At 60.9% G+C, this 13,392-nt stretch carries 13 protein-coding genes and 6 pseudogenes; 10 read left to right on the forward strand and 9 right to left on the reverse strand.

Annotation, left to right across the window (positions count from 1 at the left end; genetic code table 11):
* Positions 1–318 precede the first annotated feature (318 nt).
* The 5 genes and pseudogenes from KRX52_RS20745 to KRX52_RS10300 form a co-directional block, all read left to right on the forward strand.
* The gene (locus KRX52_RS20745) at positions 319–672 is read left to right on the forward strand and encodes an AbrB/MazE/SpoVT family DNA-binding domain-containing protein (protein WP_254797504.1); all 354 of its coding nucleotides are present in this window, start codon (positions 319–321) and stop codon (positions 670–672) included.
* Between the two features lie 4 nt (positions 673–676).
* A pseudogene (locus KRX52_RS10285) lies at positions 677–868 on the forward strand (type II toxin-antitoxin system HicB family antitoxin); the annotation flags it as partial.
* Between the two features lie 216 nt (positions 869–1,084).
* Entirely contained in the window at positions 1,085–1,870 is a 786-nt protein-coding gene (locus KRX52_RS10290; protein WP_217681651.1) for an inositol monophosphatase family protein, read from the forward strand.
* A gap of 191 nt (positions 1,871–2,061) precedes the next feature.
* Complete coding sequence (locus KRX52_RS10295; RefSeq protein ID WP_217681652.1) at positions 2,062–2,484, forward strand: hypothetical protein; 423 nt, start codon at positions 2,062–2,064, stop codon at positions 2,482–2,484.
* 728 nt (positions 2,485–3,212) lie between these two features.
* A pseudogene (locus KRX52_RS10300) lies at positions 3,213–3,395 on the forward strand (helix-turn-helix domain-containing protein); the annotation flags it as partial.
* Between the two features lie 49 nt (positions 3,396–3,444).
* Here KRX52_RS10300 and KRX52_RS10305 read toward each other — a convergent pair.
* Both KRX52_RS10305 and KRX52_RS20750 read right to left on the reverse strand, forming a co-directional pair.
* Positions 3,445–3,873 carry a hypothetical protein gene (locus KRX52_RS10305; RefSeq protein ID WP_217681654.1) on the reverse strand — a complete coding sequence of 143 codons (429 nt, stop codon included), beginning with the start codon at positions 3,871–3,873 and terminating at the stop codon, positions 3,445–3,447.
* Between the two features lie 25 nt (positions 3,874–3,898).
* Positions 3,899–4,108, reverse strand: a complete 210-nt coding sequence (locus KRX52_RS20750; RefSeq protein ID WP_367890531.1) for an antitoxin Xre/MbcA/ParS toxin-binding domain-containing protein — start codon at positions 4,106–4,108, stop codon at positions 3,899–3,901.
* A 108-nt stretch (positions 4,109–4,216) separates the two neighbouring features.
* Between KRX52_RS20750 and KRX52_RS10315 the strand changes: the two genes are divergently transcribed.
* The 3 genes and pseudogenes from KRX52_RS10315 to KRX52_RS10325 form a co-directional block, all read left to right on the forward strand.
* Positions 4,217–4,645, forward strand: coding sequence for a LexA family protein (locus KRX52_RS10315; protein WP_217681655.1), 429 nt, complete (start codon positions 4,217–4,219; stop codon positions 4,643–4,645).
* 1 nt (position 4,646) lies between these two features.
* Positions 4,647–5,906: a translesion error-prone DNA polymerase V subunit UmuC gene (gene umuC, locus KRX52_RS10320; RefSeq protein ID WP_217681656.1), complete on the forward strand. Its 1,260-nt coding sequence runs from the start codon at positions 4,647–4,649 to the stop codon at positions 5,904–5,906.
* 119 nt (positions 5,907–6,025) lie between these two features.
* Positions 6,026–6,982, forward strand: a pseudogene (locus tag KRX52_RS10325) (IS1182 family transposase); the annotation flags it as partial.
* Between the two features lie 17 nt (positions 6,983–6,999).
* Here the strand turns inward: KRX52_RS10325 and tnpC are convergent.
* From tnpC to KRX52_RS10345, 4 genes and pseudogenes are all read right to left on the reverse strand, one after another.
* Positions 7,000–7,926: pseudogene (gene tnpC, locus KRX52_RS10330) on the reverse strand (IS66 family transposase); the annotation flags it as partial.
* Between the two features lie 58 nt (positions 7,927–7,984).
* A complete protein-coding gene (locus tag KRX52_RS10335; protein ID WP_004574636.1) occupies positions 7,985–9,274 on the reverse strand; it encodes an ISL3-like element ISPpu12 family transposase in 1,290 nt (429 codons plus the stop codon).
* A 21-nt stretch (positions 9,275–9,295) separates the two neighbouring features.
* On the reverse strand, positions 9,296–9,808 hold the full coding sequence (gene lspA / locus KRX52_RS10340; RefSeq protein ID WP_003821921.1) for a signal peptidase II: 513 nt from the start codon (positions 9,806–9,808) through the stop codon (positions 9,296–9,298).
* A 3-nt stretch (positions 9,809–9,811) separates the two neighbouring features.
* Positions 9,812–10,708: a cation efflux transmembrane domain-containing protein gene (locus KRX52_RS10345; RefSeq protein WP_004364974.1), complete on the reverse strand. Its 897-nt coding sequence runs from the start codon at positions 10,706–10,708 to the stop codon at positions 9,812–9,814.
* Positions 10,709–10,803: 95 nt separating this feature from the next.
* Between KRX52_RS10345 and cadR the strand changes: the two genes are divergently transcribed.
* Positions 10,804–11,211, forward strand: a complete 408-nt coding sequence (gene cadR / locus KRX52_RS10350; protein WP_004364961.1) for a Cd(II)/Pb(II)-responsive transcriptional regulator — start codon at positions 10,804–10,806, stop codon at positions 11,209–11,211.
* An 86-nt stretch (positions 11,212–11,297) separates the two neighbouring features.
* On the opposite strand, the pseudogene KRX52_RS10355 reads toward cadR, so the two are convergent.
* The 3 genes and pseudogenes from KRX52_RS10355 to tnpA form a co-directional block, all read right to left on the reverse strand.
* Positions 11,298–11,933 (reverse strand): annotated as a pseudogene (locus KRX52_RS10355) (transposase domain-containing protein); the annotation flags it as partial.
* Positions 11,934–12,014: 81 nt separating this feature from the next.
* Positions 12,015–12,350, reverse strand: a complete 336-nt coding sequence (gene tnpB / locus KRX52_RS10360) for an IS66 family insertion sequence element accessory protein TnpB (protein WP_217681657.1) — start codon at positions 12,348–12,350, stop codon at positions 12,015–12,017.
* Positions 12,347–12,679 (reverse strand): IS66-like element accessory protein TnpA, encoded by a 333-nt coding sequence (gene tnpA, locus KRX52_RS10365; protein WP_217681658.1) that lies wholly within the window; start codon positions 12,677–12,679, stop codon positions 12,347–12,349. Before tnpA ends, tnpB begins: the two co-directional genes overlap by 4 nt.
* A 102-nt stretch (positions 12,680–12,781) precedes the next feature.
* On the opposite strand from tnpA, the pseudogene KRX52_RS10370 reads away from it, so the two are divergent.
* Positions 12,782–13,261: pseudogene (locus KRX52_RS10370) on the forward strand (transposase); the annotation flags it as partial.
* Positions 13,262–13,392 lie beyond the last annotated feature (131 nt).

Consider the following 13,392-nt stretch of genomic DNA (forward strand, 5'->3'; position numbering starts at 1 on the left):
CCGCGGACGCCTCCTCCTCAACTGCCGAGGATTCCTCGTCTGTTGCCACAACCGGCAATCGGGTCTTGAGTTACCAGTGCGGATTTTCGCAAGCCGGCGCTTTCAACCGCTCCAGAGCCTGATCAAGCAAATCTAGGAAGCAAAAGCCGATCCCCCGTGCGCTTGACTTCAGCGACTGCGCACCCTCGTGGCTGAAAACCACAGCCGCCCCCCCCAAAAACCTGCAGATCTGCTGAAATAGGCTTTTCAACCTGCCCCAGAATGACGCGGACTATGCGCACTCTGGCATAGGGCGGTGCTGACAGCGGAGGGACTTGGATGAGATGGAAGCTGACTTGCCGTGACGCTGGGGACGGCAGCGGCGACGCGATACTGGATCTGCCGGACGATCTGCTCCAGGCCGCAGGATGGACCGAGGGCGACACTCTGGAGCTGGAGCCCGATCCAGACTGCTCGACGATCCGGCTGAAGAAGGTCGTGCGGTGCGACGTGTGCGACGCCAGTACAACCGAAATGGGGCATGGCGTCCTACAGGCCCAGTGGCGCGATGGCGAGCCCGAAAGGATGCAGCTGTGTAGGTCCTGCTTCGGCTATGCAATGGCCACGCTCAAGCGCGCGCACTGGGTTAACCATATGTTCGACGACGATCCTGACTCAGGGCAGGAGGACTGATTTCGTGAACAATCTGCTGCTGCACCGGGGGTATTACGGCTCCATCGAAGCCAGCATCGAGGACAACTGCCTGTTCGGCAAGCTGCTCTTCATTCGCGCACTGGTCAACTACGAAGGTGAGACGATAGCCGAGTTGCAGGCCGCCTTCCGCGAGGCGGTGAACAACTACATGGCCACCTACCAAGAGCTGGGGAGATAGTGGGTGCCACCGATCGTATGGCGTCTCGATGCGTGCCACCACCGAATGCAGGGTCAAAAACGCCCCCCCTCGATTTCGCCTGAAAATGACCTGCCGATCTATTGAAATAGGGCCTTCAATCTGCTCCCTGGAGTGACGCTGCCATCCGTTCCCGCTGCCGAGTACGCCGGACAGTGCAGTCCCAGCGCCGAACATCAATCTCGAGACAAGCTGATGCTGAATGAAGTCATCTCTTTGGTTCTGCGCGCCGGAGCGCTCATCGCCGCCGAAGTTGCACGGCCAGGTGGCCCTCGCGGGGCGGGAGACAAGGCGGATATCGACGTCGAAGTGGAGATCCTGCTGCGCGATGGGCTGCTGCGACTGCAGCTGGGAGACTTCTGGGGAGAGGAAACGGGAAGCGCGCTGACTGGGGCGAGCCATTGCTGGGTGGTGGACCCGAACGATGGCACCACGGATTTCCTGGCGGGTAGGCCTGGCTCGGCCATTTCCGTTGGCCTACTGAAAGATGCCGTACCGGTGCTGGGCGTCGTCTATGCGCCAGTTACCACGCGCGGGCCTGACTGCATTGCCTGGGAGCTCAGCATGACTGGCCTGCTGCGCAATGGCCGACACATTTGCCCCAACCTGGACGCACGGCAGCTCGACGCTAACTCGGTGGTGTTCGTCAGCACGGCCGCCGACCAGCAACCAGAGCTGAACACCACGCTCTGTGCTCCAGCGCGCTTCAACCCGATGCCCAGCATCGCCTACCGCCTCGCCCGGGTGGCCGCCGGCGACGGCATTGCGGGGGTTTCGCTTTACCCCGTTTCTCCACACTACGTGGTCGCTGGCCATGCCCTGCTCAAGGCTGCTGGCGGCGACCTGCTTGACCAGGATGGTCGGCCGATTAGTTACGACGATCTGGACAAGCCGCTGTGCCAAAGTTGTTTCGGTGGCAATCTGGCGGCCTGTCAACGCCTGGCCGCCCGCCCCTGGCGGCAGCAGCTTTCGATCTCCTGACGCCCTGATCGCCCATGTTGCATGACGGTAATCCACCCGCCTTGGGGCACCTCTAAAAACACACTTCCAGACTGAGCTAGAGAGCGCTGTGACCGAGAAAAAAACTTAACCCACTGTCCGGGGTGGCTTGACCACTACATGAAGCGTGAGCTGAAGTCGAATGCGACCAGACAGGAAGAGCGGGGTTTCAAGTGACAGAGCTGATCACCAAGGCCGAGCTGACAGCCATCAAAGCCGATAGTTACTCGCGCGAAAAGCTACGCCGCCAAGCCCTTTGGGCGATGACCCATCGAGAGCGGCGGGCCCATGCGCTGGCTTGCCTCGATCTCATCGAACGGCTGGACCATGAGGCGCCGATTGGCGAAGCGGCAACCTGGACGCTGGGGGATGTGGCTCGTCTCGTACCGGTCTCCCGGCGTGACAATCCGCCGCTCGAGGTCGTGCGACCGGACGACATACCCGAGCCATGGCGCAGCCGTATGGCTACAGCGAGCATCGGCTCGACGATGTGCAGTGCTTTCCCAGGCTACTACGTCGATGATTGGCGGACGTTCCTGAGGCTCTGGCGACTCGAGCATGAGCAATTGCATGAATATCGTTTGGATCGGCCGTGACTGGAGGTCGACGGTGAGCTGGATACGCTGTCGGTCCGGCGGTGGGCGATCCGCTGAAGCGGGAGTGATACTCACACAAAAGCACGGCGATCCGGCTAACACAGACAGCACCCTGCAATAGGGACAATGCCAGTAAGTCATGGACCGGCAACGGCATACTGAACCGCAGTGGTTCGATGGTTAAGCCGAGTACGCGGCGTACTGTGCACGTCCCGCTTCGGCGGAGATCGCGCAGTGACACTTAACATCTCGGGACACAACCCCGGATGAGGCAGGCATGAAGCACAAGAAAGTCTCTGACAAGCACGCCATGATCGCGAAATTCACGGGAGAGGCCCTACGGTTGGGCGGCGGTGTTCCACCCAACCAACGCCACTTCATAAAGGCAGCTCTTGCCCATGGCAAAACGATGGAGCCTGCAGGTTGCCTCGCGGGGGCCAACAGGGTGTGCAGCCATGTCTGACCAGTCCAAGCAAGAAGCCGTCCCCCTTAGCGCCGAGGCCTACCAGGCGCTCCTCGACGAGCTGGAGGATCTCCGTATCGAGCGTGTTGCGTGTGATCGTATAGTCACCGTACATGCCTCCGAGCTGCTATCCCTAGAAACCATGCGGGCCCGCTTTCGTTGATGCTCAGGCGATCCAAGCTGGTCCCCATTTTTGGCGAGCGGCCATACACGGACGCCATCGCAGGTATGGCCAGTACGACCAGATCGATGCGGAGGCAGGACAATGAACATCAAGTCGATTCGCTCTGAGGAAGACCTAGCTGCAGCCCTTGCCCGTATGGAGCAGCTGTGGGGGGCCGAGATCGGTACACCCGAGGGCAATGAGCTGGATGCTCTGTCGTCGCTGATCGAGATGTACGAGGCCAAGCACTACCCGATGCCACCTGCAGATCCCATCGAGATCATTGACTAAATTCCGCATGGACCAACGGAAGGTGACTCAGCCAGGCCAGAAGTCATTCAGCGAGTCGAACAAGTGGCCAGCGGCCATGGATAGACTCACATCCCGGCGGCGGCAACGAGGTCACCACGTAGACCCGTCGCTCCTCGCCGGCTGCCACCAGCAAGCCTTCGATGGCCTGGCCTTCCTCCAGATCGAACCAGTGCGAGACGCCGGCAGGATCCTTCTCCATGAAGCGCTCCGCCACGATCCACACCTCCCGAGGATGGAAGCGCGCCCATTTTCCCGCACTGATCGAGTCCACCCGCGCCCAGCCGGTCGCCGGCAGTTTTCCCTCCTGCTCCTGGCGCCGCCCCCAGGGCAGCCACTCCACCGAACCGTCGGCCTGCAGCATCGGCAGGGCCGCTTTCGGGTTGGGGAAGTAGACCCGCACCGGCTTGCCGCTTTCCGTGTAGCGGCCCGCCACCTCGACACCTCCGCACATGCCGCACCTCCAGCTCCAGCCGTGATCAAGCCACCCCGCCGGACTCGATGGCCCGCAGAATCCGCCTGACCTGCTGTGCCCCCGCCGCCGTCGCACAGCAACTCAGCGGGGTGACATCCCCCAGCGCCGCGTTGGGCCTGGCCAGCCAGTCGAGCGCGATCGAGCGGTTTTCAAAGACACTCTCGGCCAGGGTCTGCACCTCCCGAACCCGGGACTCGGTTTCGCGGTCCTCCACTTCGGGGCCTCCTCCTCGCTCACGGCAATGTGCAGATTCTGCACATTGCTCTCGGGCACCGCCTCTGATTTACTGCATATAAATACAGTACTATTTGAGGCCATCATCATGAGTTTGACACCGCTCGGCCCGCTGTGCGCGTCCGTCCAGCGGCTGCCCCTGTTCTCGAATCCGGTCGCGGCCGGATTCCCGTCGCCGGCCGAGGACCACATCGAAGCCACACTGTCTCTGGACGAGTTGTGCATTAGGCACCCGGCCGCCACCTACCTGCTGCGCGCCGCCGGCGACAGCATGCAGGGCGCCGGAATCTTCGACGGCGACGTACTGGTGGTGGACCGTTCCATCGAGCCGCGCGCCGGCATGATCGTGGTGGCCACCGTGCGCGGCGATTTCACCTGCAAGCGCCTCGAGGCCAAAGCCGGGCAACCCGTCCTGCGCGCCGAGAACCCGCGCTACCCGGACATCCGCATCGCACCGGGCGAGGAGCTGGAGGTGTTCGGCGTGGTGGTCGCCGCCGTTCGCCGTCTGGGAGGCTGACATGCCGACCTTCGCCCTGGTCGACTGCAACAACTTCTACGTCAGCTGCGAACGCCTGTTCCGGCCCGACCTGCGCGGCCTGCCGGTGGTGGTACTCAGCAACAACGACGGCTGCGTGGTGAGCCGCAGCAACGAGGCCAAGGCGCTGGGTATCGCCATGGGCGAGCCCTATTTCAAGCTGCGCGAGCTGATCGCCCTGCACGGCATCGAGGTGTTCAGCTCCAACTATGCCCTCTACGGCAACCTCTCAGCGCGCGTGATGAGCGTGCTGCGCGACCTGGCGCCGCGCATCGAGGTCTACAGCATCGACGAGGCCTTCCTCGACCTCACCGGCCTGCGCGAGCCACTCCCGGTCTTCGGGCGTAAGGTGAAGACCGAGGTTCAGCGCCTGACCGGCATCCCGGTCGGCGTCGGTATCGCGCCGACCAAGACCCTCGCCAAGCTGGCCAACTGGTGCGCCAAGAAGCACACCCGAAGCGGCGTGGTCGACCTCTCCGATCCGGCACGCCAGGAAAAGCTGCTGCGTCTGACTCCAGTCGGTGAGGTATGGGGCATCGGCCGCAAGCTGTCCGCGAAGCTCGAAGCCATGAACGTGGCCACCGCCTGGGACCTCGCCCAGCAGGACCCGGCATTCATCCGGAAGGCCTTCAGCATCGTTGTCGAGAAGACTGTGCGCGAGCTGCGCGGCGAGAGCTGCCTGGCCCTGGGTGAAAGCGTTGAGCCCAAGCAGATGATCGCCTGCAGCCGCTCATTCTCCGAGCGGGTCACCGACCTCGAGGACCTTCGCGAGGCGGTGGCCAGCTACACCAGCCGCGCCGCGGAGAAATTGCGTGCCCAGGGCGACTACTGCCAGCTGCTGCAGGTCTACATCCGCACCGGCGTCTTCAACCCCAACGAACCGCGCTATGGCCGAACGGCGAGCGTGCCACTAGCCTGCCCCACCCACGACACCCGCGATCTGGTGCAGGCCGCCCTCGCCGGACTCGCCTCGATCTATGTCCCCGGCTACCGCTACCAGAAGGCCGGCGTGGTGCTGATGGAATTCGCCAGCCCCGGCCGGCTCCAGGGCGACCTGTTCGCCCCGCCACCACGGCCTGGCAGCGAGGCGCTGATGGCCACCCTCGACCGCATCAACGCGCGCATGGGCCGCGGCACCATTCACCTCGCACGGGTGCCAGCGACGCCGGGCTGGGGGATGCGTCAGGAGCTCAAATCGCCCGGTTACGTGAGCCGCTGGAGTGAGTTGCGCTGTGTGACCTGACCACCACAGCCTGGATCGACTGCTGTTGGTCAGTAGAGGCTGCTATCGGCCCAGAGTGTGTAAAAACGTGGCCAGAGACCTTGCTATGCTGCCGGCAGGTTTCATAGCGGGGGCTGCCCATGAAGCGTTTCATCCAGGGAGAGTGTCGAGGTCAAAGCACTCTGCTGCCCGAGAGCCTGGATGATTACGTGGCGGACACCAGCCCGGTGCGGGTGGTCGATGTGTTCGTCGATGAACTCGACCTCGGCCGGCTGGGTTTCGAGGGTATCGTCCCGGCGGAAACCGGCCGGCCCGCTTACCATCCCAGCGTCCTGCTGAAGATTTACATCTACGGCTACCTCAATCGGATCCAGTCCAGTCGACGCCTCGAGCGCGAAGCGCAATGCAACGTCGAGCTGATGTGGCTGACCGGGCGCTTGATGCCGGACTTCAAAACCATCGCCAACTTCCGCAAGGATAACGGCAAGGCAATCCGCGGCGTCTGTCGGCAGTTCGTGGTGCTGTGCCAACAGCTTGGTTTGTTCTCCGAAGCGCTGGTGGCCATCGACGGCAGCAAGTTCAAGGCGGTCAACAATCGCGACCGCAACTTCACCAGCGCCAAGCTTCAGCGGCGAATGGCGGAGATTGAGTCCAGCATCAATCGTTATCTGACGGCGCTCGATACCGCAGATCGTCAGGAACCTGCCGTTGCTCAGGTCAAAGCCGAACGCCTCCACGACAAGATCGCGACCTTGAAGACCAAGATGCAGGAGCTCAAGGAAATCGAGGTTCAGCTCAACGAAGCACCGGATAAACAGATTTCCCTGACCGATCCCGATGCCCGCTCAATGAAGACGCGTGGCACCGGAATGGTCGGCTACAACGTGCAGGCGGCGGTCGACGCGAAGCACCACCTGATCGTGACGCATGAGGTCACGAACGACGGAGTCGATCGAGACCAACTGAGTTCAATGGCCAAGCAAGCCCGAGAAGCCATGGGCGTCGAGGAGCTCTCGGCGGTCGCAGACAGAGGGTATTTCAAAGGCGAAGAAATCCTGGCGTGCCATGAAGCTGGAATCACTGTTTTCGTACCCAAGACGTAAGCGAGCGGGCATCACACCTTGCTGGCGGGGATCCAGTTGTGCGGCAGCAGCTCGCTGAGCTCACTGGCCTTCTGCGTCGGTAGCCGAGTCAGCACATCTTTCAGGTAGGCATACGGGTCATGCCCGTTCAGTCGCGCTGACTGGATCAGCGTCATCAGCGCAGCCGCACGTTTACCGCTGCGCAGCGAGCCGGCAAACAGCCAGTTCGAGCGGCCGATGGCCCACGGGCGGATCTGGTTTTCGCACCAGTTGTTGTCGATGGCCAACATGCCGTCATCGAGATAGCGCACCAGGGCCGTCCAGCGCTTGAGGCTGTAGTCGAGCGCCTTGGCGATGGCCGTGCCTTCGTGTACCAACTGGCGCTGGGCGAGCATCCAGCTGTGCAGGGCAGCGGCGATGGGTTTGGCTTTTTCCTGGCGTATTCGCTGTCGCTCATCGGGCAGCAGGTCGCGCACCTCGCGCTCGATGTCGTATAGCTGAGCGATGTGGCGCAGGGCCTGTTCGGCTAGTTGGCTCTTGTTGGCGACATGCAGGTCGTAGAACTTGCGCCGGGCATGGGCCATGCAGCCGATTTCGGTCACGCCCTGCTCGAAGCAGGCCTTGTAGCCGGCGAAGTCGTCGCAGACCAGCTGGCCTTTCCAGTCGCCCAGGAAGGTGCGGGCATGCTCGCCGGCACGGCTGGGGCTGAAGTCGTAGACCGCCGCACGCAGATCAGCGAACGGACTGGGAACGTAGGCCCAGACATAGGCGCGCTGAGTCTTTTTCATCCCCGGAGCCAGCATCTGCACCGGGGTTTCGTCGGCATGGACGATGCGCTGTTTCAGCACGATGTCCCGCAGCGCATCGACCAGCGGTTGCAGCTGCACGCCGCAGCTGCCGACCCACTGCGCCAGGGTCGAGCGCGGGATGGCCAGGCCAGCGCGGGCGAAGATTTTTTCGGGTATACGGATTTAATGGTTGATGGGGCACCTTCACCCCATCAATCTGATACCACCCTCAGATGGTTGATAGATCGACTCCGTAGTTGAGTTCCTCTGCGAAGTCCGGCAGTCCGTAACCGATGGTTTTCTTGTAGAAAGGAGAGACCTTCGCAGTCGGTGCCTTCTTCTTGTGCTTCGTGGTGTAGAGCATTCGTGCCCGCATCACCTCGAAGGAGTAACCGCGCCCTTCACGGTTCTTGTCCTTGGCCAGTCGGTTGATGGACTCCGTGTAAGCGTTGGTGACGGGCATGTCCGTCTCGAAGTAGGTCATGGTCTCTTCGCGCCAGTTTCCCACTGCCCTGACCAGATCGCTCCAGACTTCCTTTTGGCCCTTCGGGATGGTGGCTATCCACTCGTCCAGGGCGGCTTCTGCCTGGAGCCGTGTGGTGGCGTCCCAGATGCCGTAGAAGCGCTCCTTGTGCTCGTAGGCGGCCAGCAGTTGCGGGAACGCGCCTGTCCAGGTCTCCATGATGAGGCGCTCCCGGTCTGAGACTTCGTGAGCGCGTTTCAGCAGGATTTTCCGGTCTCCCTTGAGAGTCCGGCTCTGGGACGGTTTCAGCTCCTTTCTGAGGCCCTTGCGCACTCTCTCTAGGGCATCGTTGGCCATGCGCACCACATGGAACTTATCGACCACGATACGGGCCTGGGGCAGCACAGCCTTGACCGCTGCCCGGTAGGGGTTCCACATGTCCATGCTGACGATCTCGACCTTCTGCCGGTCTTTCAGCTTCATCAGGTAGTTGGTCACCACGTCCTGGCGGCGGGTGGCCAGCAGGTCGAGCAGGGTTCGCTCCTCAATGTTGGTCAGAATGCAGCGGTAGCGCTTGTTCAGGTATAGCTCGTCAATGCCCAGGATGCGGGGCGTCTCGAAGCGGTGCCAGCGCCCCAGGAACTCGGCGCGGGCGTTGAAGATGTCGCGCACCGTCTTCTCGTCCAGGCCGGTCTGTGCCGCCACAAAGGTGTAGGGGTGGTTGAAGGATTCCTTCTCCACGTACTCATGCAGCCGCAGTGTCATACGGAATCCGTCCACCATCTCCGGTAGCTGGGGCCTGAATGTTGTCTTGCAGGCCCGGCAGGTGTATCGGCGGCGGACCACCCAGAGAGTGACCCGCTTGCCGTGGATGGGCAGATCACGATAGGGAACGTCACGCTTGCCGAACCGTACGAACTCACCCTGCACGCCGCATTCCTCGCAGGCGATGGGATCGGGCACGTCCACCTGGAAGTGCATTTCGTCGTCGGTTGATTTGCAGCCCAGTACTTGGTATTGCGGCAGGTGAAGGATGTTGTCGGGAAGTTCGGTCATGGTGTTGTATAGGCGTAGGTGTCAGTCAGATCCATCCGACTCGGCATTGGTGTTTGCTTTTTTACCCAACAAGCTGCTGGAAACGAAAAGTAAGGCACCGAGGACAATTGCAATATCAGCCAGGTTGAAGGCCGGCCAATGCCAGTCTCGCCAATAGAAATCAAAGGAATCCACAACATAGCCGCGAAAGACCCGGTCAATCAGGTTGCCCATGGCGCCACCGAGGATAAGACTGTAAGCGATGGCTTCTCCTTTATGACGATTTTCAAGGATCAGCTTGATCAGAAAAATCGAGACCACTACCGCGATTCCGATAAAAAAGTAGCGCTGCCAGCCTCCACCATTCGCAAAAAGACTGAATGCGGCACCGGTGTTCCATAGGTGCACCCAGTTAAAGAACGGGGTCACCGAAACATACTCGCCATAGGCCATTGATTGCTGCACCAGCCACTTTACAGCCTGATCAGACGCTGCCAGCAGGCCCGATATGGACAATAGGGCATACGGCGAGAGCTTTTTGCCAATAATGAGCATTATTTAACCCTTCAACGCCAAAATGCGTCTGGCACCGTTAAGTACAATGCCCCCCGCGATGGTGCCGATAATCAGATCCGGATAATTGGAACCGGTCCACGCGACCAGGGCGCCGGCGGTGATGACCCCCAGGTTGATCACCACGTCGTTGGCCGAGAATATCCAGCTTGCCTTCATGTGCGCCCCGCCTTCCCGATGTTTGGATATGAGCAGCAGACAACTGGTATTGGCAATCAATGCGACGAATGCGATAGCCATCATCACCAGCGATTCAGGCTCACTACCGAATACAAAGCGTCTCACCACCTCTACGAGCACGCCCACAGCCAAGATCAGTTGCAGTACACCAGCAAGATGCGCGGCACGTACCTGCATTTTCACGCTATGTCCAACCGCATAAAGGGCAAGCCCGTACACCGCCGCATCGGCAAAATTGTCCAGGGATTCTCCAATCAGGCCGGTGGACCGGGCGATCAGACCGGCAGTCATTTCCACCACGAACAGAAGTGCATTGATGCCGAGCAACCAGCGCAGGGTCCCGGATTCTTGCTTAGCAGAAGCTGCCGAAAACTCGGCGGCCTTGATGGTCTCCGGATTTGCAGCGACGGTTTCCTGAAGCGAGGCGCCTAGCCCCAAGGTCTTCAGTTTCGAGGTGACGGGCTCGACCTCGCCGTCATGCACGACCTTCAGCCGGCGGTTCGACAAGTCGAAGGACAGCGCCCGAATCTCCTCAAAGCCGTTCAGGGCTAGGCGAATCATTCGTTCTTCTGATGGACAGTCCATCTTCGGCACGGCATAAACACTGACCCATCTCCCTGGCGCCTCGGAGGAGGCCTGTATATCGGTATCCGCTGCGGACGTTGCATCACCGCCACAGGCGCCACCACAGGATTTGCTCATGATACGACTCCACTTGAACAATGTTGTGGTACCATTTAAAACTATAAAGCTACTATAAGGTCAATAGAGTAAAGAATCCGTTGGGGAGGAGGCTGATGCGCATTGGTCAGTTGGCGCAGTTGGTAGGGGTCGAAACACAGACGATCCGCTTCTATGAACAGCAGGGCTTGTTGCCGCCGCCTGATCGGCAGGACAACGGTTACCGTGTCTATACCGAGAAGCATGGTGAGGGGCTGGCCTTCATCCGTCGCTGCAGAATCCTGGGCCTGTCACTGGCTGAGATTCACGAACTACAGAGCTATCAGGACGACCCTCATCAGCCTTGTACCGCCGTCAACGCCTTGCTCGATGATCACATCTCTCATGTGCGGTCGCAGATAACCGCTCTGCAAGCGCTTGAGAAACAACTCGTTTCACTGAGAGCGAGTTGCAACGATGACCGGGAAGTTGAGGCGTGTGGGGTTCTTGCTGGAATTAGCGAAGGAAACATGCACCAGCAGTAGGTGAAGCATCAACCAGATAATCCGATGAGATGCCGGTCTGTCTCACTCTCATGCAAAGGTAAGATCAACCATTTAATCCGCTTACCCATTTTTTCCTGGCGGTACAGCGGCAGATGGTCGGCGTATTTGGCCACCATGACCTGGGCCAGCAGGCCGGCGGTCGGAATGCCTTTGTCGATCACCTGGGCCGGAACCGGCGCCTGAATCAGCGTTTCGCACTGCGCGCAGACCCATTTGCCGCGGATATGCCGCTCCACCGTGAAGACGCCCGGGGTGTAGTCGAGCTTTTCGCTGACATCCTCGCCGATGCGCTTGAGCTGGCAGCCGCAGGCACACTGCGTGGTGTCCGGCTCGTGATGGATCAGGGTGCGCGGAAACTGCGGCGGCAAGGCGGCGCGCTTGGGCTGCTGGCGTGGCTCGGCTGCTATCGGTGCGGGACTCAGCGCCTTGAGCTCGGCCTCGATGGCCGCGATGTCTGTATCGAGCAGGTCGTCCAGCAGACTGATCTGGTCAGGGCTGAGCTGCTCGCTGCGCCGGGCAAACTTATGCCGTTTGAGGATGGCAATCTCGTGAGCCAGCTGCTCGTTGCGCGTCTTTTGATACTGGACTTGCTGATCGAGGCTGGAGACCTGCTGGTCGAGGCTTGCGACACGCTCTGTCAACTGCGCCGCCAGTGCGCGCAGTTGCTCGGGAGTCAGGTGGTCGAAAGCAGAAGAGGTCATGGCCGTGATTGTGCCGGCGTCGACGACGCCCGACGATAGGTCGTTCGGTCAATTGCGCAGCAGGCAGCACCGCAGGACTCACTACAGCAGACGGATTTCAGCTCCGGCACCGACCCGATGCCAGGGCAGTCCGACCACCAACGCCTGAAGCTGCTCGGGATTCAACTCCATCTGCGAGCCCTGCCAGTTACCGGGCCAGACGAAGCGCCCCTGATTCAGGCGACGCGAGGCCAGCCAGACGCCGAAGCCGTCATGCACCAGCACTTTCATACGGTTGGCCCGCTTGTTGGCGAACAGATAAGCGCAGTGCGGCTGCGCCGCCCCGAAAACCGCCACCACCCTGGCCAGCGCCGTTTCCGTTCCGGCACGCATGTCCAGAGGCTCGGTGGCCAGCCAGATGCGATCAATGCGGATCATTGCAGGAACTCACGCATGAACCGGGCACAGCCTTCGGCATCTGCCGCCGGCCAGTGCACAGTCAAGGTCGTGCGGCGATGGGGAATCTCGATGCGGATCTCTGCCCGGCTGGAAATCACGGTTTGAGCGTGCGACTCCAGCGTCACCGGGAGAAATGCGGGCAGTGTTTCGGTCGACGGGTGGCAGGCCGCTGCCAGTCTTCGCCATCGATGAACCACATTGGTGTTGATGCCGTGGCTCAGGGCCACGCTGGCAACCGAGTTGCCAGGCAGGCTGCACTCCTGCACGACTTGCGCCTTGAAGGCTTTGGAATAAGAACGTCGCTGCATGATTTCCCGCATGAGAGCCTTGAGATGGTGTCCACGATAAATAGGTGGACACCATCTCTTAGCTTGGCGGGGTCAAACCAGACGGGATGCCCGGACGGTTACCCCAAGACGCTGACCTCGGGAGCGACAGCGGCTGGCCGCTTTGGCAAAGGTGATTTCATCTATGACGCAGCAAAGAACGAGTACCGATGCCCTGCTGGGCAAAGCCTGATCTGGCGTTTCTCAAGCGTCGAGAAAGGGCTGAAGCTGCACCGTTACTGGAGTTCGCATTGCCAAGGTTGCGCGCTGAAAGAGCACTGCACGCCTAGCTCAGAGCGACGAGTGAGCCGCTGGGAGCATGAGTCCGTACTCGAGGCGATGCAGAATCGTCTGGATCAAGCGCCAGAGATGATGCGAATCCGCCGTCAGACGGTCGAGCACCCGTTCGGCACACTGAAGTCCTGGATGGGCGCCACCCATTTCCTCACCAGAACGCTCGACCGGGTGAGTACCGAGATGAGCCTGCATGTGCTCGCCTACAACTTCAAACGGGTGCTGAAACTGCTGGGTAGCAACGCACTGATGACGGCAATGAAGGCCTGAAGCCCCGTTGGCGGCCTTCTGGGCTCATCGGAGGCGTCGCGGAAACCAAATCCTCCCGAACCAACTGCCCGACTCAGTCCGACACTCCATGCGCTCACGTGGCCCCTGGGAGACCGCGAAAACAGCCCGAC

The sequence above is a fragment of the Geopseudomonas aromaticivorans genome (assembly GCF_019097855.1).
GTDB classification, from domain to species: Bacteria; Pseudomonadota; Gammaproteobacteria; order Pseudomonadales; family Pseudomonadaceae; genus Geopseudomonas; species Geopseudomonas aromaticivorans.

Excerpts from the sequence above, each read along its gene's own strand:
- lspA (WP_003821921.1), bottom strand. The coding sequence starts at position 9,808 with ATGCTCATTATTGGCAAAAAGCTCTCGCCGTATGCCCTATTGTCCATA.
- tnpB (WP_217681657.1), bottom strand. The coding sequence starts at position 12,350 with ATGATCCGCATTGATCGCATCTGGCTGGCCACCGAGCCTCTGGACATG.
- cadR (WP_004364961.1), top strand. The coding sequence starts at position 10,804 with ATGCGCATTGGTCAGTTGGCGCAGTTGGTAGGGGTCGAAACACAGACG.
- KRX52_RS10315 (WP_217681655.1), top strand. The coding sequence starts at position 4,217 with ATGAGTTTGACACCGCTCGGCCCGCTGTGCGCGTCCGTCCAGCGGCTG.
- KRX52_RS10335 (WP_004574636.1), bottom strand. The coding sequence starts at position 9,274 with ATGACCGAACTTCCCGACAACATCCTTCACCTGCCGCAATACCAAGTA.
- tnpA (WP_217681658.1), bottom strand. The coding sequence starts at position 12,679 with ATGCAGCGACGTTCTTATTCCAAAGCCTTCAAGGCGCAAGTCGTGCAG.
- KRX52_RS10305 (WP_217681654.1), bottom strand. The coding sequence starts at position 3,873 with ATGTGCGGAGGTGTCGAGGTGGCGGGCCGCTACACGGAAAGCGGCAAG.
- umuC (WP_217681656.1), top strand. The coding sequence starts at position 4,647 with ATGCCGACCTTCGCCCTGGTCGACTGCAACAACTTCTACGTCAGCTGC.
- KRX52_RS10290 (WP_217681651.1), top strand. The coding sequence starts at position 1,085 with ATGCTGAATGAAGTCATCTCTTTGGTTCTGCGCGCCGGAGCGCTCATC.
- KRX52_RS10345 (WP_004364974.1), bottom strand. The coding sequence starts at position 10,708 with ATGAGCAAATCCTGTGGTGGCGCCTGTGGCGGTGATGCAACGTCCGCA.
- KRX52_RS20745 (WP_254797504.1), top strand. The coding sequence starts at position 319 with ATGAGATGGAAGCTGACTTGCCGTGACGCTGGGGACGGCAGCGGCGAC.